Annotated in this window: 17 protein-coding genes and 1 pseudogene; 7 read left to right on the top strand and 11 right to left on the bottom strand. The window is 70.8% G+C overall.

Translation table 11 applies throughout. From position 1 onward, the window contains the following. Nucleotides 1-29: 29 nt before the first annotated feature. Together ACZ6S6_RS37215 and ACZ6S6_RS37210 are read left to right on the top strand one after the other, a co-directional pair. On the top strand, nucleotides 30-440 hold the full coding sequence (locus tag ACZ6S6_RS37215) for a hypothetical protein (protein WP_469709447.1): 411 nt from the start codon (nucleotides 30-32) through the stop codon (nucleotides 438-440). Further along, nucleotides 437-2,593: a tetratricopeptide repeat protein gene (locus ACZ6S6_RS37210; RefSeq protein ID WP_469709446.1), complete on the top strand. Its 2,157-nt coding sequence runs from the start codon at nucleotides 437-439 to the stop codon at nucleotides 2,591-2,593. Before ACZ6S6_RS37215 ends, ACZ6S6_RS37210 begins: the two co-directional genes overlap by 4 nt. A 22-nt stretch (nucleotides 2,594-2,615) precedes the next feature. On the opposite strand, the gene ACZ6S6_RS37205 is transcribed toward ACZ6S6_RS37210, so the two are convergent. The 3 genes from ACZ6S6_RS37205 to ACZ6S6_RS37195 form a co-directional block, all read right to left on the bottom strand. After that, entirely contained in the window at nucleotides 2,616-3,467 is an 852-nt protein-coding gene (locus ACZ6S6_RS37205) for a methionyl-tRNA formyltransferase (RefSeq protein ID WP_469709444.1), read from the bottom strand. 90 nt (nucleotides 3,468-3,557) lie between these two features. After that, nucleotides 3,558-4,175, bottom strand: coding sequence for a DUF6879 family protein (locus ACZ6S6_RS37200; RefSeq protein WP_469709443.1), 618 nt, complete (start codon nucleotides 4,173-4,175; stop codon nucleotides 3,558-3,560). Continuing rightward, nucleotides 4,168-4,437 carry a hypothetical protein gene (locus tag ACZ6S6_RS37195; RefSeq protein WP_362966927.1) on the bottom strand — a complete coding sequence of 90 codons (270 nt, stop codon included), beginning with the start codon at nucleotides 4,435-4,437 and terminating at the stop codon, nucleotides 4,168-4,170. Before ACZ6S6_RS37195 ends, ACZ6S6_RS37200 begins: the two co-directional genes overlap by 8 nt. Before the next feature lie 469 nt (nucleotides 4,438-4,906). On the opposite strand from ACZ6S6_RS37195, the pseudogene ACZ6S6_RS37190 reads away from it, so the two are divergent. Next, nucleotides 4,907-5,051: pseudogene (locus ACZ6S6_RS37190) on the top strand (site-specific DNA-methyltransferase); the annotation flags it as partial. Here the strand turns inward: ACZ6S6_RS37190 and ACZ6S6_RS37185 are convergent. The 3 genes from ACZ6S6_RS37185 to ACZ6S6_RS37175 all read right to left on the bottom strand — a co-directional run bounded on the left by ACZ6S6_RS37185 (nucleotide 4,987) and on the right by ACZ6S6_RS37175 (nucleotide 9,463). Continuing rightward, complete coding sequence (locus tag ACZ6S6_RS37185) at nucleotides 4,987-7,188, bottom strand: WD40 repeat domain-containing serine/threonine protein kinase (RefSeq protein WP_469709441.1); 2,202 nt, start codon at nucleotides 7,186-7,188, stop codon at nucleotides 4,987-4,989. The pseudogene ACZ6S6_RS37190 and the gene ACZ6S6_RS37185 sit on opposite strands and share 65 nt — an antisense overlap. Next, the gene (locus tag ACZ6S6_RS37180) at nucleotides 7,185-8,903 is read right to left on the bottom strand and encodes a hypothetical protein (RefSeq protein ID WP_469709440.1); all 1,719 of its coding nucleotides are present in this window, start codon (nucleotides 8,901-8,903) and stop codon (nucleotides 7,185-7,187) included. The genes ACZ6S6_RS37185 and ACZ6S6_RS37180 overlap by 4 nt, the downstream gene beginning before the upstream one ends. A 215-nt stretch (nucleotides 8,904-9,118) precedes the next feature. Continuing rightward, entirely contained in the window at nucleotides 9,119-9,463 is a 345-nt protein-coding gene (locus ACZ6S6_RS37175) for an effector-associated constant component EACC1 (protein WP_469709439.1), read from the bottom strand. Between the two features lie 296 nt (nucleotides 9,464-9,759). On the opposite strand from ACZ6S6_RS37175, the gene ACZ6S6_RS37170 reads away from it, so the two are divergent. Continuing rightward, nucleotides 9,760-10,257, top strand: a complete 498-nt coding sequence (locus ACZ6S6_RS37170) for an HAAS signaling domain-containing protein (RefSeq protein ID WP_469709438.1) — start codon at nucleotides 9,760-9,762, stop codon at nucleotides 10,255-10,257. 58 nt (nucleotides 10,258-10,315) lie between these two features. Here the strand turns inward: ACZ6S6_RS37170 and ACZ6S6_RS37165 are convergent, their stop codons facing one another. Both ACZ6S6_RS37165 and ACZ6S6_RS37160 read right to left on the bottom strand, forming a co-directional pair. Then, nucleotides 10,316-11,167, bottom strand: coding sequence for an SDR family oxidoreductase (locus tag ACZ6S6_RS37165; protein ID WP_469709436.1), 852 nt, complete (start codon nucleotides 11,165-11,167; stop codon nucleotides 10,316-10,318). Nucleotides 11,168-11,214: 47 nt separating this feature from the next. Beyond that, on the bottom strand, nucleotides 11,215-11,904 hold the full coding sequence (locus ACZ6S6_RS37160) for a TIGR03086 family metal-binding protein (protein ID WP_469709434.1): 690 nt from the start codon (nucleotides 11,902-11,904) through the stop codon (nucleotides 11,215-11,217). A 62-nt stretch (nucleotides 11,905-11,966) separates the two neighbouring features. On the opposite strand from ACZ6S6_RS37160, the gene ACZ6S6_RS37155 reads away from it, so the two are divergent. Further along, nucleotides 11,967-12,938, top strand: a complete 972-nt coding sequence (locus tag ACZ6S6_RS37155; protein ID WP_469709433.1) for a helix-turn-helix transcriptional regulator — start codon at nucleotides 11,967-11,969, stop codon at nucleotides 12,936-12,938. Between the two features lie 59 nt (nucleotides 12,939-12,997). Here the strand turns inward: ACZ6S6_RS37155 and ACZ6S6_RS37150 are convergent, their stop codons facing one another. Together ACZ6S6_RS37150 and ACZ6S6_RS37145 are read right to left on the bottom strand one after the other, a co-directional pair. Beyond that, nucleotides 12,998-13,804 carry an SDR family oxidoreductase gene (locus ACZ6S6_RS37150; protein ID WP_469709431.1) on the bottom strand — a complete coding sequence of 269 codons (807 nt, stop codon included), beginning with the start codon at nucleotides 13,802-13,804 and terminating at the stop codon, nucleotides 12,998-13,000. Nucleotides 13,805-13,895: 91 nt separating this feature from the next. After that, on the bottom strand, nucleotides 13,896-14,168 hold the full coding sequence (locus ACZ6S6_RS37145; protein WP_469709430.1) for a hypothetical protein: 273 nt from the start codon (nucleotides 14,166-14,168) through the stop codon (nucleotides 13,896-13,898). Nucleotides 14,169-14,331: 163 nt separating this feature from the next. On the opposite strand from ACZ6S6_RS37145, the gene ACZ6S6_RS37140 reads away from it, so the two are divergent. Beyond that, a complete protein-coding gene (locus ACZ6S6_RS37140) occupies nucleotides 14,332-15,036 on the top strand; it encodes a TetR/AcrR family transcriptional regulator (RefSeq protein WP_362966891.1) in 705 nt (234 codons plus the stop codon). Between the two features lie 115 nt (nucleotides 15,037-15,151). On the opposite strand, the gene ACZ6S6_RS37135 is transcribed toward ACZ6S6_RS37140, so the two are convergent. Continuing rightward, nucleotides 15,152-15,832, bottom strand: a complete 681-nt coding sequence (locus ACZ6S6_RS37135) for a phosphotransferase (protein ID WP_469709428.1) — start codon at nucleotides 15,830-15,832, stop codon at nucleotides 15,152-15,154. A gap of 187 nt (nucleotides 15,833-16,019) precedes the next feature. On the opposite strand from ACZ6S6_RS37135, the gene ACZ6S6_RS37130 reads away from it, so the two are divergent. Then, nucleotides 16,020-17,381: an alpha-lytic protease prodomain-containing protein gene (locus ACZ6S6_RS37130; RefSeq protein WP_469709426.1), complete on the top strand. Its 1,362-nt coding sequence runs from the start codon at nucleotides 16,020-16,022 to the stop codon at nucleotides 17,379-17,381. The last annotated feature ends 190 nt before the right edge of the window (nucleotides 17,382-17,571 follow it).

Below are 17,571 nucleotides of genomic sequence, written 5' to 3'. Positions count from 1 at the left end.
ACCCGGGCCGGGTCGAGGGAGGGCAGGGGATGGACGCGGAGATCGCGCTTTTAGCGGGTACCGCCGGGACGACGATTGCGGCGCTGCTGGCGACCGATACGTGGAACGGCGTGCGGAACGGCGTGGTCGGTCTGTGGCGACGTGTCCGGCCGGACCATGAGGAGCAAGTCGGCGCCCAGCTCGACATGTCGCGCCGGGACCTCCTGGGCGCGCAGAGCAGTGGTGACGCGGGGGCTGAGCGGGAGATCGCGGCGGAGTGGCAGGGCCGCATTCGCCGTCTCCTCGTCGCGCACCCCGAGCTGGTGGCGGAACTGCGTTCCTTGCTGATCGAACTCGACCCCGGCACACCCGTCATTCCGACCGTCACCCAACGTGCGACCGCCTCCGGCAGCTCGCGCGTCTACCAAGCAGGCCGCGACCTGAACGTCGACCAGTGGTGACCGGCCGCAACGACGGCCGGGCCACTGATCAGGGGCGCGTCTACCAGGCTTCCGGTGACCAGCACATCACCGAGCACCACCATCACAGCGTCGCCTGGGCCGGCCCGGACTCGGTGCGGCATCCGCCCATCGGTCGAGCACCGGCGATCCTGAGGGATCGCGGCGAACTCGTCGGACGCCTGAAAGAGGCGGTGACCGAGGGTGCCGGAAGCACTGTGTTCGTCCTGCACGGCTTGGGAGGATGCGGAAAGACGGCCGTGGCGTGCGCACTCTTCGAACACGCCACCCGGGAACGCGGACGGCTGGGCCTGTGGGTCAACGCTTCCGACCAGGCATCCCTGCGGGGCGGGATGCTTGCTGTGGCCGCCGACCGCGGCGCCGGCGACGGTGAGCTGATGGCCGCGCGCAACGGCTTACGCGCAGCCGCAGATTTGGTTTGGGACCATCTCGACCGGTCCGACACACCGTGGCTGCTGGTGCTGGACAACGCCGATGACCCAGCGGTGCTGCGGGACGGCGGATGGCTGCGTACCAGCCCGCGCGGAACGGTCCTCGTGACCACACGGCAGGCCGCCGGCCACTGGTGGCCCGCTGCCGAGCTGCTGTACGTGGATGTCCTGCCGCGTGAGGAGGCGGCTCAGGTCCTGCGCGATCTCGCCCCGGGAACGGGTTCCGCCGAGGACGCGGCCGCCATTGCCGACAGTCTCGGCCGCCTGCCGCTCGCCCTGACTCTGGCCGGCGGGTTTCTGGCCCACCAGGTGATCGCCCCCTGGACGATGGAGGAGTACGGGCGCCGTCTGCAGGAGCGCCCGGACCCCATCGAGCTGATCGACCAGGGAGCCGTCGAGGCGGGCAACGACTCGCGTCACCTGGTCAGTGGAACGTGGCAGCTCTCGCTGAACTCCCTGGCCGGGCAGAACCTGCCCGAGGCCGTCACCCTGCTGCGCCTTCTGGCCTGCTGGTCGAACGACCCGCTGCCCCTGTCGCTGCTGGCCAACGTCCGGCTCGATCTGCCCCTGCCCGCCGACCGGGTGGAACTGGCGCTTCGGGGGCTGCTTGACCACTCGCTCACCGAACTCGTTCCTGGCGACATCCGCTGCCTGCGCACGCACGGAGTGCTGCTCGACAGCGTCGCGCGCGTCACCCCGGCCAGCGAACGCGACCAACTCGCTGCCGCGGCGGGCGGACTTCTTCTGCACTCCCTACCCGCGTCCCCGGAACGCGGTTTGCGTGACAGCCTGCTCACCGCCCTCGCCCCACATGTCCTGGCGCTGCTTCGCCGCGTCGCCACCTGGCCCGAGATCACGATCGGCACCGCCGAGTCCGCTGCCACCTGCGCCCTGCGTCTGGTGACGGCCCAGCATCGTTCCGGGGATTACGCATCTGCGCTGGCCACGGCCGAACAGGCGACGGTTCTCGTGCGACGGCGACTAGGAAACGATCACGTCCTGGTGCTGCGCCTGCGGCAGCGGATCGGGAAGGCGACCGATCGTCTGGGGCGCCTCGAGGAGGCGGCGAATCTCCACCGCGAGCTGCTCGACGACTTCGAACGGGTCTGCGGTCCCGAGGCGCTGGACACCCTGACCACCTGCCTCCATCTGTCCCGTCCGTTGGTCTGGCTCGATCGACTCACGGAAGCCGTGCAGTTGATGCACCGGGCGGTTGCCGGGCGAGCCGCGCTGCTGGGCCCGTGGCACCCGCTGACGCTGGAGGCAAGGGCATGCCTGCTCGAACTGCCTCCCGGCCCGGACCTGGACCGTGAAGCACGGACAGGAACGGATCTGGTCGCCGACTGTCTCCGCGAGCTGGGCCCGGACCACCCGATCACACTGTCGGCCGACCTCAACTGCGCGGGAGCACTGCTCGGCGCCGGAAAGCACTCCGAAGCGTTGCTGTCGGCCCGTCGCGCGTTGGCAGCACACGAACGCCGGTTCGGAGCCGACTACCCCATCACGCTGGCGGCACGAAGCCTGCTCAGCAACGTCCTGAACACGGTCGGCGAGCACCAAGAAGCCATCGAACAGGCAGAAGCCGTCAGGGAGTGGCGCGAGCGGGTACTCGGTCCGGAGCACCCGTGGACGAAGGGGATCCGGGACAAGCTCAGGCGGTACCGGCGTTCCCTGGCGGAGGCAACGTCACCGGACCCGAACTGACACGCGGCGGTTCGGTGCCCATTCAGGATTCGGAGTCCGCCACCGGTACGGACTCCGTGATCCACACGGGTCCATCCCCACACATCACCTTGATTCCGTCCGCCGGCTGCAACGATGTGCGCAGAACCCGCAGTCGATGGTCAGCCACCATGGCAACCGGGCCGGATCTTCCCGAACTGCCGAACCTGATGGCGCGCACCTGGTTGTGGATCTCTGTCCTGGAGGTGTTCCAGTCGATCTGCGAGAACGCGGGTTCCATCCACCCCGCGTAGGTGGCCAACCCCTCCTCTTGCGATGCACCGGGCGAACCGGCTACGGCCAGCGAAAGTGCACGGGGTAGAAGTCGCTCGATATATCGGTCGACCTCTTCCCATAACAACTGGGGGGCGACATCGTCGCCCAACGCGATACCCGCCTCCTGCGCCAGGATCCCGCCGGAGTCGAATTCGCTCTCCATCCAGTGGATGCTGACGCCGATTTCTTTATCGCCGTTCCTGATCGCCCAATTAACCGGAATGGGGCCTCGATATTTCGGCAACATCGACGTATGCACGTTGATGGCACCCAAATTCGTCGACCGAAGTACCGCCGGCGGTAGCTTCCAGGGGAAGCCGTAGCAGACAATAAGATGGGCCTGGTATCCCGCGATGATGTGCGGCAACATACTCTTCCGGCCCGGAATCAGCAGATCCATCCCGTTCGGCAGGGCATCGACGATCTCGCCCACGACATCGCCCGCACCGCTTCGCGTCGGCTCGCCCGGCCGCAGCGATCGCGCATGCAGGTAAGCGACGGGCGTGTGCCCGGCCCGCTCGCACGCGCGGTGCAGGAGGGCAAAGCCCTGTGCAGAGTATGAAATCAGGACAATACGCATATGTGGCCCTTGTGGTGGGGCCGGAATCCGGCCGAAGCTCTCATGCTCATCCCGGACTCTCCACCGAGTTCCGGGCAGGATTACTCGGCCCTACTCCTCGGTCACGGTCGGCGGAGGCAGCCGGGCTACCTGGCGGCTAAAGAAGTCGCCCAACGGCTCACCCGACCGGTGCATCTCCTGGATCGCCTGCCGGCATCGGGAGATGTCGCGCGGATCGTCGAAACGGATACCGCCGTCGAGTTTCCCGTCGTTGTCATAAAGCACCTCGTACATCACCGAAGAGCCGAGGACCACGATCTCCGAAAGCGGGTGCTGCGTTTCGTACCGGAGGATGCCGTCCCCGCTGAGGACTCTCGTATCCTCCCCGCACTGGGCCTTCAGGTGTAGCAGGTGGAGTTCCCATTGGAGGTAAGGAGAGATGGGCTCCTCCACACAGCGGACACGGTGGAGGGCGAATCCGCTTCCGGCGATTCGCCGAAGGTACTCCTCGTAGTGACCCCGCTGTCCCTCGATCAGCGCCAGGGACTCTTCCCAGTGCCCCTTGCGGAAGGCCTCCCAGCTCTCCACCCCGGGCTCCTGGAAGCTCTGCTGACGTTCGAGCTTCCAGAACCCCTCGGAGCCGGAACGCCAGAAATGGCGGCCGAAGTCCTCGGTGTAGTCATCAAGTCCGAGGCGCTGACCGGGGCCGTCGGCCAGTGGGCTAAGCATCGGGAAGGTCTGCCTTCGCCGCAGCCGCTGTCCTGCGGGGGATTACGACGATCCGTTCGTCCGGGGCGACGACGAGCCCTGGGGGAAGGCTGGGCAGGTAGGAATCGGTGAGGTCGCGGCCAACGACGGCGATGTCCCCGTTCTCCAGTTCCCAGATGTCCGGGCATCCCTGCTCGCCGCCCGTGGTCCCGAGCTCGGCGGGGGATTTACCCAGGCGGCGCACCAGCGGCGATGAGGGATCGGCTTCCCAGCCCCGAATCATCACGGTCTCCATTCAGTCCCCCCGAAGGTAACTGAGATCACACATGGCGCAATGTCGGGCAGTGACTTCCGGCCACCCCGAACGCAACGGCTCGTCCCAGCATCCAGGGATTCACGACACCGAACCGCAGGGCGACAAGGTGCGCGTCGGACGCCCGGTGGGGTCGTGGGGGGTCACTCGGCTGTCTCCATCCGGGCGCGCAGCGAACGGACCAGGGTGAGTAGGCTGCCTGCGCCGTCGCCGATCCAGACATGGCCGGTCGCTTCGCCGAGGACGTACGTGGCGTCACCGCCCTGGAACCGCTCCTCCTGTGAGCTGCTGCCGGGCCCGACCCAGGAGTCCGAAGCGGCTCGTCAGGTGCGGCCGGAACTCCCGGCTAACCTCCGGCACAACCCCGCTCGACACGAGTGCTGTTGAACGCCGCCCGGAGCAGGCCCAGTCCCGCCGCGCCCTGAGAGACGCCCCGCACGTGAGCTACACGCTGCACCGAGGTGGGTGACGCCCTCACCGTGTTGAAGTCCCTCCCGGACGAGAGCGCCAACGCCGTCATCACCGGCCCGCGGTACAACTTCGGCGGACGCACCAGCTCCGACCGCACAGGCCGCACAGCGCATCGCCTCCCAGCCGCGCAAGGACCGGGTGCACATCACCCGGAAGCCGATCGCCATGAAGGAATGGGGCCATACCGGTCTTGGCGGCGCCCAGCCGCCCGGTGACCGGCCGGACGTCCCACACCTGCACGATGCCGTTGTCGTCTCCGCCTCCGATGGCGACGGAATGGCCGTCCGGGCTGAAGGCCACGCTGCTGGGGCCATCGACCGCGCCGCTTTGGATCTCGCCGAGTCGGCGGTGTCCGGCGACGTCCCACAGCCTCAGGTGGACGATGTCCGCGGTGGCGAGGATGCGGCCGTCCGGGCTGAACGCGATCCGCATCACGGTGCTCGTACCGGCGAGTTTCGCGAGCTGCCGGTGGCTGGCGACGTCCCACACCACCGTGGTCCGGTCCCAGTTGCCCGTGGCCAGGATCGCGCCGTCCGGGCTGAACGCCAGGCTGTCGACACTGAGGGAGCGCCCGAACGGCCGGCCGATCTGCCGGCGGCTCGCCACGTCCCACAGCCGGGTACGGCCGTCGCCGTCTCCGGTGGCCAGAGTGTGGCCGTCCGGGCTGAACGCCAGACTCAGCACGTTGATGTTGGAGATGTGCTGGACCGGCCGGCCGATCTGCCGCTGGTCGGCCACGCTCCACAGGCGGGCGGTGCCGTCGTCGCCGCCGGTGGCGAGGGTCCGGCCGTCGGGGCTGAAGTCCACGCTGTTGACGGGGTCGGAGCCGACCGTCATCGGCCGGCCGATCTGTCGCTGGTCGGTCGTGCTCCACAGGCGGGCGGTGCCGTCGCTGCTGCCGGTGGCGAGGGTCCGGCCGTCGGGGCTGAAGTCCACGCTGTCGATGCTGAGGGAGCCGGCGGTCATGGGGCGGCCGACCTGGCGGCGGCTCGTCATGCTCCACAGTCGGGCGGTGCCGTCGCTGCTGCCGGAGGCGAGCGTGCGGCCGTTCGGGCTGAACGCCACGTCCGTGACGTATCCGGTGTGCCCGAAGAAGGTGACGGTCATCTTTGCCGCGGGTGCCGGCGCGGAATCTGACGGCGACGCGGATGCGGATGCGGATGCGGACGTGGAACGGCCGTCGCTGCCCGAGCCGTCGGTTGCGGGCAGCAGGGTCCGGATCAGGACGCCGGCGAGCAGCGCGGGCAGGCCGATGAGCACGCCGCGGCGCGCCGCGCGCCACGCCGCGCGGCGCCCTCTCGCGTCGACCGCGGCGGGCTCGATCGGATGCGCGGTCCGGCCGCTGACCGATTCCCGCGGGCTCTCGACGAGCCGGTTCACCTCGGCCTGCCGTTTGGCGATCAACGTGTGCACGGCGGGCGGCCAGGGCTGGGTCGAGCGGGCGATCCGGCCCAGGGACTCCAGGAGCTGGGACGGCGTGGGACGCCGTAGCGGGTTCTTGGCGAGGCAGGGTTCGAGGATCTCGCGCAGCCGCTCGGAGAGCGCGCCCAGATCCGGTTCGGTGTGCATGACGTTGTACAGCGTCTGCGGGGCCGACGGGCCGGCGAACGGCCCCTTGCCGGTGGACGCCGTGACGAGCACCGCGCCGAGGGAGAACACATCGCTCCTCGCCGTGGGCCGTCGGCCCTCGGCCTGCTCCGGCGACATGAACCCGCTGGCGCCGACCAGCCAGTCGACGTGGGTGAGATCGCCGCCGCCTTCGCTCTCGGTCGCCCGCGCGACACCGAAGTCGGTGACCTTGGGGCCGTCCGCGCTGAGGATGACGTTGGAGGGCTTGAGGTTCCGGTGCACCATGCCGACCCTGTGGATCCCGGTCAGGGCGGTCGACAGCCCGGCGGCCAGACGCAGCACCATGTCCTCGGGCAGCGGCCCGACGACGTTCACCGCCTCGCGGAGCGACACCCCGGGCACGAACTCCGACGCGAGCCACGGGACCGGCGCTTCGGCATCGGCATCGAGCACTGCCGCGGTGTGCGCACCGGTCACCGCCCGGCAGGCGTCCACCTCGCGGCGGAAACGGGCGCGGAAGCCGTCCTCCTCGGCGAATTCGGCGCGCATCCGCTTGATCGCGACCAGCCGCCCATCCGGCGCGCCGGCCAGCAGCAGCCGGCCCAGAGCGCCCCTTCCCAGCTCGGCAAACAACCGGTAGGGACCGATCAGCTCAGGGTCGGACGACCTCAGCGGCCTCATGATCCCCCTGAGGAGAGCTTCCACAGAGCCACCCGCCCGGTCAGGGCGGCGGCCAGGGTCGTGCCGTCCGGGCTGAGGGCGACGCCCACACTGTCCGAGTTGCCGTCAGAAGAGAACCTGCCGAGTTTCCTCGCGAGCTTACGCGTGGCGACGTCCCAGAACAGGAGCAGTCCGGCTCCGGTCCCGCCGACGAGGAATTTTCCGTCCGGGCTGAACGTCAAGGAGACCACGATGGCGGCAACGGCGCCTTCGTCATCCGAGTCGGTATAGGTGCAGGTGGCGATCTCCCTGTGGGTCGCGACATCCCACAGGCGGACCGCATTGCCGGCGATGGCGCCGGCGAGAAGCGAGCCGTCCGGGCTGAACGCCAGGGAGCCCACGCCCGTCTCCGAACCCGCGATGGTGGCGATCTTCGCGTAGGTGGCTCCGTCCCACAGCTCGACCAGCCCTGCGACGGTGGATCCGGCGAGGATCGAACCGTCCGGGCTGAACACGATGGAGTTCACCTGCTTGGTGGTCGTATGCGCTTTGGCCACGGCGCTGGTGAGAGTGGCGATCTTCGCATGGGCGCCCACGCTCCAGATCGAGACCGTCCCGACGCCGTTTGCGCTGGCCAGGATCGCGCCCGCGGGGCTGAAGGCGACGGCGTTGACGAGGACGGCGTCCACGTCGGTGAGGGTGGCCAGGCGTTTGCGGGTGGCGATCTCCCACAGCGAGATCGTGCCGGCAGGCACGGTTTCCTCACTGACTTCCTTGCTGTCCACACCGGCCAGGAACGCGCCGTTCGGGCTGAACGCCACGGAGACGACACCGTTGAACGCCGGGCCGGTGAAGTCGGTGAGGGTGGTGCGCTTTCTGGCGGCGACGTCCCACAGCGAGATCGTGCCGTCGCCGTTTCCCGTGGCCAGCACCTTGCTGTCCGGGCTGAACACGGCGTCCATCACGCCCGGGTCCTGGAGCGTGGCGTACGGGGTCGGGGCGGGCAGCGCTCCCGCGCCGCCGGTCCCCTTGCCCGCAGCTTCGCCGCGCGCCGACGAAAGGAGGGACAGGCCCAGCGGAACAGCCGCCGCCGTGGCGGTGACCCCGGCCCCGGCGAGCAGAAGAGCGCGGCGCGTGGGACGCCGCAAGCCGGACGCTGCGGCGGCCGGAGCCGGGAAGCCGGGCGCCGGTTCGAGGCCGGCGCCGGGGAGCGGGCGGTACGCGGCGTTGCGGGCGAAGGGGAACTGGTACGCGTCACGCACACCGCCGTCGACGGGCTGGGGAAGGTCGGCCCCCAGCAGGCGGGCCCGCATCTCGACGAAGATCTGGCGGAGGTTCAACTCCGCCGGCTTGTGGGGGATGCCCGTCTCCACCACGTCGATGAACGTGTGGGTGAAGTGCGTGAGCCGACCGCCAAGAGGGGATTTCGCCTTCTGGTAGCGGGAGCTGGCGCCGATGAAGTACAGCCCGTCCACCGGGTAGACGTCGGCAAGGGCGGCGGCGGACCCGGACTGGAAGTGGAAGTCGGCGTCCATGCCCAGTTCGGCGTGGCAGCAGTCCAGGACGACCAGCTTGGTCGCTGCGGGCGATCCGCCCAGGACCTCCATCAGCCGCGGATACAGCAACGCCGAGTCCGGCAGCACCTCCGGGTCCGACACGGTGCCGGTCAGGGCGAGCGCTAACTGCCCGTCGCGGGTGCGCATCCCGTGGCCCACGTAGTAGACGCAGCAGGACATCAGTGACGTCCCGTACCAGCGGGACCAGCTCCAGGACCGCGTCCCGAGGGCTGTCCATATCCTCGATCGGCGTGACGCGTTCGGCCGGCCAGCCGCACAGGCCGCTGGTCAGCAGCGTTTCCATGGAGCTGACGCAGGTGTCGGCGGGAAGCGGCCTGAGGGCCGGGTCACGGTAGTAGGAGGTACCGACCAGGATCGCCCGCGAGCGGGAATGGTCAGGACTCATCGTCGAACAGGTTCTCAAGCAACGGCAGGATTTCGTCGACGTTCTTGGCGGTGACTTCCAGCCGGGACCCGCCGCGGCGGAACTTCAGCGTGATCTGCGAACCGCGCGATTCGACGAGCGTCTTGACGATCTGCAGCAGGATGGTGATCGCTCCGCCGGAGCAGGCGGCCGTGATGAACTCCAGCGTCGAGCCCTGCTCACCGGGCACCCCCGGCGCGGATACGGCCTGCACACGAACTCCGGCCACGCCCCGTAGTTCGTTGTAGACGGCGTCGAGATCCTCCGTGCCCCCGGCCCGAATCTCAACCGCCGCACGATTCTCTCCGGCCACCATGTGCCTGCCTTCCCCCGGTGGACACCGTCCTGCTCAAAGAGTAATCCAGGGGCGCGGTTGCGCGGCGAAGGAAGTGCCCCTCCGTGGTGGAAACCGGCGGCGCCCCAGCCGGCAGCCGGATCGTCCTCGCGGTCGATGTCACCCCCTGGCTCCGTCCGGACGGGGTTTCCCGTCTCCCCCGCCCGCTGATCTCACGCTCCTGCGTGAAGGGGTAGAGGGGTGAAGGGGTGGAGGAGGGCAGTGCGCGGCCGGCCGGTGTCGGGCTCCGCCCGGTACATTGCAATGCATGGAACCAGGTGCGGCGCCGGCCGGCCGCGGTCGCGCTCGCCGAACGGCCCGGCAGCACCCGCGAGATCCTGCGCGAGGTGGGCGACCCCCGTGCGATCGCCGCGACGGCGTTCCAGGAGCTCGGCGGCGGCACCGCGGGAGCGAAGGCAGGCCGCAAGCCGGGCCGGCGGCGTTCTCCGGCGTGGCTGCCCCTGGTCCTTCTGCTGGTCAGCACCGTCCTGCCCTACCTGGGCGGGATCGTCCTCCTGAACTGGATAGCCATCGCGGGCCTGGTCAGCGGTGTCGTGATCGTGTGCCGGGCCCGCTACTGGACCGTGGCCGAGAAGTGGGCTGGGGTGGCCGTGGCCGTCCTCGTTCCCCTCGTGATCAAGGTCGGCTGGTACGTCTTCGTCCTCCCCGACGACGGAAGCGGTGCGGACCCGGCGCTGCGCTGGTCGGTCGTCGCCCTGACGCTCATCGTGACGCTGGCCGGCACCGGTTGGCTGTGGCGGACCAAGCGTTCCTGAACCCTCCCTGGAGGAAGGCTGCTTGTGCCTGCTTGCGGCTGCGTGAGGCCCCTTCTCGCTACGTGAACGCCCCGATGTTCCGGGTGGCCCATTCGGTGAAGGTGCGGGCCGGGCGGCCGAGGAGCTGTTCGGTGGTGGGGCTGATCCGCTGCTCGGCGGGGGTGGGCTCGCCAAGGATCGCGAGTGTCGTCGCGACCACCGCGTCGGGCATGAACTGCCGCAACTGCGAACGGGCTTCGTCGCGGCTCTGCTCGATGAACGTGATCGGTTCGCCGAGTACGTCCGCGATGATCCGCGCCCGCTGCCGGGGTGTGCTGAGGGCCGGGCCGGTCAACTCGTACGTGCTGCCCGCGTGGCCGTCCTCGTGCAGCGCGGCGGCGGCGACCTCGGCGATGTCGGCCGGGTCGATGACGGGCAGGCCCACGTCGCCGAAGGGTGCGGCGACGCTCCGGTGGGTCCGGACCGAGTCGGCCCAGGCGTAGGCGTTGGAGGCGAAACCGCCGGGGCGCAGGATCGTCCACTCCGCGCCCGACTGCTGTACGGCTTCCTCCAGGCGCCGCCCCACACCTCCGTGGGAGGCCGACTGCGGTCGGGTGGCCACGCCCTGGGAGGACAGCAGCACGATCCGCCCCACCCCGGCGGCCTTCGCGGTGTCGAGGATGTCCCGCACATCCAGGAGTTGTGCGCCCGCCCCCGTGTCGTGCAGGAACAGTGCGTCGGCGCCGTCGAGAGCGGGGCGCAGGCTGCCGGGGGAGGCGAGGTCCGCGCGGTGGTGCCGTACCGCTCCGGTCCTGGGGGAGGAGTCCGCCGAGGCGTTCCGGGACACCGCTGTCACTTCCAGGCCGGCCGCCGCGAGTGCGCGTACGAGCGGGCGTCCTACGTTTCCGGTGGCTCCGGTCACCACGATCATGCGCTCAAGTCCTCGGGTCGTCGGGCGTCTGCTGCCGGGTGCCGCCTTCACGGCTTACGGCCGTACCAGGACACGAGCCGGTCGATGTCCCAGGCGTCCGCGTCCACCTCCACCACGGCGGCGAACGGCACCCGGCCACCGCGTGGTTCGGCCGGCAGGGCGCGTCGCATCGCGGCCAGCGATCCCGCCAGCACCTCCGGGTCCCAGGCGGGGCGCAGGCCGGTCGCGGTCGCCAGGTCCCAGGTGTGCAGGGTGAACTCGGTCGTGAACACGGCGGCGGCCGCCGCGCCGGGCAGGATGCCGAACGGCAGGTGCAGCGGACGGCTCAGGATCGCGGGGTCCGACCATGCGGCCTCGGCCTCGCGGGCGGCGGTCTCCCACGCGGCTTCCCGGTCCCCGTCGGTGACGTCGTCCGCGACCGCCGGGACGTCCAGCGGGTCACCGCCGCGCCCGATCAGGGCGATGCGGCGCAGTCCGGCGAGAAGGTGGTCGGAGAGCCGCCGCACGGTGTAGTCGGGGCAGGGCGTCGGGCCGTCCAGCCGCTCCGGCGGGAGGGCGGCAAGGGTGGCGACGGTCGCTCCGGCCAGGACGACGGCCTTCCACAGCGCGGTGCGGGGATCCGAGGAGCCCTTGGCATCAGCGGTGGCGACCGGGGCCGCAGCGGCAGAGGCAGTAGCGGCGGCAGGGGTGGTGGCGGGGTGGCGGAGGGTGGTGTGGTGCGTGGTGTTGTCGGTCATGACCTCATCCTGGAAGCGAAAGTGGCCACCTTCTGGCCACTTTCCGGAAGAGAATGACCGGCATGAGAGCTGATCGTCTGGTGGCGCTGCTGCTGTTCCTCCAGTCGCGTGGACGGGTGACCGTCGCCGAGGTCGCGGTTGAACTCGATGTGGCCGAACGTACGGCCCGCCGTGATCTGGAGGCGCTGGCGACCGCCGGCATTCCCGTCTACTCGCAGCGCGGGCGGGGCGGCGGCTGGTCGCTCGTCGGCGGAGCCCGTACCGACCTCACCGGGCTGACCGCCGACGAGAGCCGGGCGCTGTTCCTGCTTGCCGGGCCGTCCTCGGCCAACCCCGAACTACGTACGGCCCTCCGCAAGTTGGTACGTGCCCTGCCGTCGACCCTGCGTCCGGACGCCGAGGCGGCGGTACGCGCCGGAGTCACCGATGCCACCGACTGGTCGCGGACCGCGGTCACGGCCGACGCACCCCGACTCGACGCGCTCCAGCGGGCGGTGATCGACGGGGTGCAGGTCCGGCTCGGTTACGCGGGTCCCGGCAGGCCCGCCGGTGAGCGGACGGTGCATCCGCTCGGCCTCGCGTCCAAGGCCGGTGTCGCCTATCTCGTCGGCGGCACCGAGCGCGGTCTGCGGACCTTCCGGCTCAGCCGTGTCACGTCCGTCGAGGTGACCGGTGAACCCGTGGTGCGGCCGGAGGGTTTCGATCTCGCCACGGCCTGGCGTTCCCTCGCCGCTGCGGTGGAGGACCGCATGCACGCGGTGACGGCGCGGGCCCTGGCCGACCCCGGGGCCGAGGCGGTCCTGCAGCGGCTGTTCGGCGGCCGGCTGCGGATCGGTGCGGGGGCCGAGGACGGGCGGCTGGAGATCGAGGTGGACGGTCCGTCACCGGAGGTGCTGGCCTCCCAACTGGCCGGTCTGGGAGCCCAGGTGGAGGTTCTCGGCCCACCGCGCACGAGGGCGCGGCTCGCGGAGCTCGCGGCCGAACTCGCCTTGGTGTACGCGGTCCCGGAGTCGGAGTCGGCGGACAGCTCCTAGTTCTCGGAGTCGACGGGCAGACGTCAGCCATCCGCCTCCCACGCGCCGGTCGGGAGCGGCTACGCCGAGCCGCCGTTGCTGTTCAGCAGCTGGCCGTTGACCCACTGGCCCTGCGGTGAGCAGAGGAAGCCGATCAGGTGCGCGGCGTCCTGAGGGGTTCCCAGGCGGCCGAGCGGGGTGGCCCGGAGGCAGGTGTCCGCGACCTCCTCGTTCATCCAGCCGGTGTTCACCGGGCCTGGGTTGATGACGTTGGCCGTCACGCCCAGGTGCGCCAGCTCGTGCGCGGCGGCCAGGGTGATGCGGTCCAGGGCGCCCTTGCTCGCGCCGTACGGGAGGTTGCCGACGGTGTGGTCGCTGGTGAGGGCCACGATCCGGCCGGTCCCGGCCGGGGCGCGGAAGCGCAGCCCGTACTCCCGGATCAGCAGCCAACTGGCGCGGGAGTTGACGGCGAAGTGCCGGTCGAAGCTCTCGACGGTGGTGTCGAGGAGACCGGAGTCGACCGACTCCGCATGGCTCAGCACGAGCGCGGTGACCGGCCCGATGGTGCGTTCGGCCTCGTCGAAGATCCTGGCCGGGGCGTCGGGATCGACGAGGTCCGCCTCGATCGCCGCGGTGCGCGCGCCCTGCTCGGCGAGGGATGCGGCGATCGTCGTCGCCGCCCCCTGTTCTTCGCTCCAGGTCATGCGCCTGTCGTAGGGAGTCCAGTAGCTGAAGGCGATGTCCCAGCCGGAGGAGGCCAGTTGGTGGGCGATGCCCGCGCCGATGCCGGCCGAGCGGCCGACGCCCGTGATCAGCGCGAGGGGGCGGGACGAAGTGGCTTCGGGGGATCGCGGGGAGGGCTGGGGCGGCTGTTCGGCTGTCGTCACAGGGCGGGATCCTTCTCGACGGGCGCACCCGCCCGCAACAGAGTTTGGAGCCCGCCGGTATCCGGCCACCCTCCGTGGACGCCGCCCCAGTTCAGCGGCGGCGCAGTGCCGCGGCGCGGACCTTCAGGAGGTTCGGCACCAGGGCGTAGACCACGGCCGGGACGACGACACCGGTGATGACCAGCGTACGCAGGAGCATCGGGAAGCCCGCGACGTAGGGGCCGATCGCCAACTGGACGACGGTGAGGGCCGTGAAGACCGCGATCCAGGTGAGCAGGACCCGCATGTGCACGGAGGGCAGCGGGACGGGCTGAACGGGCTGGACGGGGGCGGCGGCGGTGGGAGTCGCGGCGGTGATGGGCATGGGGTTGTCCCTTCCGTGGGGCGGTGGACCGTGAGCGGGGCGGTGGGCTGTGTGCAGCGCGGTGGTGGTGCCTTGGTGGTGAGGCCCACTGAACCAACCAACTGGTTGGGAGTCAACCATCCAGTTGGTTGGCATGGTGGTGAACCCGCTCTACGCTGGTGGCATGACCTCGGACGCGCCCCACACCAAGGAACGGCTCCTCGCTGCCGCGAAGGCGGAATTCGCAGCTCACGGCATTGCCGGAGCCCGCGTCGACCGGATCGCGGAGCTGGCCGGCGTGAACAAGGAACGGATCTACGGCTACTTCGGCAACAAGCAGAAGCTGTTCGACACCGTCGTGGGCCGTGCGCTCGACGAGCTGGCCGAGGCCGTCCCCCTCAAGGGGGGCGACGATCCCGCGGAGTACGTGGGGCGGGTGTACGACTTCCACCGGGACAACCCGGTCCTGGTCAGGCTCTTCCTCTGGGAGGGGCTGCACTACCGCGACGAGGCGCTGCCCAACGAGGAACGGCGCCGCGGCCACTACGAGGAGAAGATCGCCGTCCTGGCCGAGAGCTTCGGGACCGAGGCGTCGCCGAAGGTCGCGGCCTGTCTGCTGAGCCTGATCGGACTCGCCGCCTGGCCGAACTCGGTGCCGCAGCTCGCGCGGCTGATCATCGGTACGGACGTCGGTACGGACGTCGGTACGGATGTCGGTACGGAGACCGGTGCGGAGACGGGAACGGGCGTCGGTACGGACGTTGGTGCGGGCGTCGGTGCGGGCATCGGCGTCGGAGGGGTGGATCTGCGCAGCCACGTCGTGGCGTTCGCCCGGCAGGCGCTGTCCGGGACCGCGTCCGCCTCCGCTGCCACCCCGGCGGCGACCTGAAGCCGTCCCGTTAGCCCCGCAGGTACGCCAGCACCGCCGGCACCCGGCGGTTCGGGGTGCCGTTCTCCCGGCCGGGCCCGCCGCGCCGGACCCGATCCGCGGGCGTGGCCGGATCTCATCCCGACAGCGCCGCGACCAGGTCCGACGCCTCGCCGATGAGGGCCACTTCGGCCGGGCTCATCGTCGGATTGGCGGCGCGGCGGGCCGCCGCGGCCGTGAGGTGGCGGGCCGGGATGCCGTCGTCGGCGGCCAGGAGGGGCATCAGGGTGTCCAGCAGCGCGCGGGCGCCCGCCGCTTCCGGGACCCGGGGATCGACCGCGATCTGGGCCAGGATCAGCGCGGTCATGGCCCGGTCCAGGGCGGGCGGGCCCTCCTCGGTATTGCTCCAGTCGATCACCACGGGGCCGTCGGCCGTCAGCATCACATTGCCCGGATGCAGGTCGAGGTGGAGGATCCGGTCCTCGGGATCCGCCGAGAGCCGGGCCGGGACGGTGTGCAGATCGGCGAGCAGGCCGGCCAGCATGGCGGAGCCCTCGTCCCCGCCGAGCTCGCCGGAGACCAGGGACTCCAGCATCGTCGGACCGGTCAGGCGCTGCAGGATCAGGTCGCCGGGGCCTGCCGACACGGGCAGCGGACCGAGCCGGGGGACCGGGTAGCCGGAGGCCGATAGGTAGGACATGACGGGCATCTCGCGCGTGGCGTCCAGCCCGACGCGGTAGCGCCGCAGGACCCACTGCTCGTCCAGTTCGTATACGTCGGCGGAGCGTCCGGTGCCCAGCAGTTGGCCTATTCGCATGAGGGGAACCTACTCGCGCGGGTCGCGCACGGGGAGGCCGGGAGCGGGGGTTTCACCGTATCGCCGCCGGTCACGGCTGCCCCATAACGCGATGCGATGGGGCGGACGGGATCTCCTGGAGCCGGTTGCGCGCGGCTACGTTGTCGGCAATTCCCCCGCAACCAAGGAGAGTTCAGTGGAGAGAGCCATGCTCCGAAGACGTGCACTGGCCGCGTGCACCGCCACCGTTGCCGTCGGCGCGCTCGCCCTGGCCGGACTGACCGGCACCGCGTCCGCCGACCCCGCCCCCGCATCCTCCGCACCCGTCGCCGGGGCGGAACAGCTCTCTCCCGGCCTGCTCAAGGCGATGCAGCGCGATCTGGGGCTCACCGCCGACCGGGCACGCGCCAGGATCGGCGCGGAGAGCCGCGCGGCGGCCGTGGCCGGCGGTCTGCGGCACTCCCTCGGGGCCGGATTCGCCGGGGCCCGGGTGAGCGGTGACAGCGCGGAGCTGACCGTCGCCACCACCGACGCGGCGGACACCGCCCGGATCACCGAGGCCGGTGCACGGGCCGTCGTCGTCGGCCACAGCCTGGCCGAACTCACCTCGGCCAAGGCCGCCCTCGACCGGGTGGCGCTGCACCGGGCACCGAAGGACATACGCGTCTGGTACGTCGATGTGCGCACCAACCGCGTCGTCGTCGAGGCCGGCCGGGGCGCCGCCGCCGACACCTTCCTCGCCGCGGCCGGAGTGTCGCACGAGCTGATGACGGTCAGTCAGGCAGCAGGTGCGCCGCGTACGTTCACGGATCTGCGTGGCGGTGACGCGTACTACATGAACGGTACGGGGCGCTGCTCCATCGGCTTCCCCGTCAAGCGCGGCACCCAGGGCGGCTTCGTCAGCGCCGGGCACTGCGGAACCCCGGGCGTCAGCACCAGCGGCTACAACCAGCAGGCCCAGGGCTCCTTCCAGGGCTCCACCTTCCCCGGCCGCGACTACTCCTGGGTCGCCGCGAACACCGGCTGGACCCCGCGGCCCCTGGTGAACGGCTACGGCAACGGTGATGTGACGGTCACCGGTTCCACCGAGGCGCTGGAGGGCTCGTCGGTCTGCCGCTCGGGCTCGACGACCGGCTGGCACTGCGGCACCGTCCAGCAGCGCAACAGCAGCGTCACCTACCAGGAGGGCACCGTCTCCGGAGTGACCCGCACCAACGTGTGCGCCGAACCCGGCGACTCCGGCGGCTCGTTCATCTCCGGCAGCCAGGCCCAGGGCGTCACCTCCGGCGGCACCGGCAACTGCTCGCAGGGCGGCACGACGTACTTCCAGCCGGTGAACCCGGCACTCCAGGCGTACGGACTCACCCTGGTCACCAGCGGCACCCCGACCGATCCGACCGATCCGACCGACCCGCCGACCAATCCCGGCGGGAGCTGGGCGGCCGGCACGGTGTACGCCGCGGGCGACGTGGTGACGTACGGCTCGGTCAGCTACCGCTGCCTCCAGGGGCACCAGGCCCAGCCCGGCTGGACGCCCGTGAACGTCCCCGCGCTGTGGCAGGCGCTGTAGTACCCGTACCGCGTTCAGTACCCGTACCGCGCTTCGGTACCCGTACCGCGTTTCGAGCCCCTCCGGCGATCGAGGAGCGGGGTGGGGGGGGGGGGGGCCCCCCCCCCCCGCCCCCCCCCCCCCCCCGCCCCCCCCACCCCCCCCCGCCCCCCACCCCCCCCCCCCCCCCCCCCCCCCCCCCCCCCAACCC

It is taken from the genome of Streptomyces sp. NPDC048671 (assembly GCF_055587045.1).
This window is presented reverse-complemented; position numbering and strand designations above follow the sequence as displayed.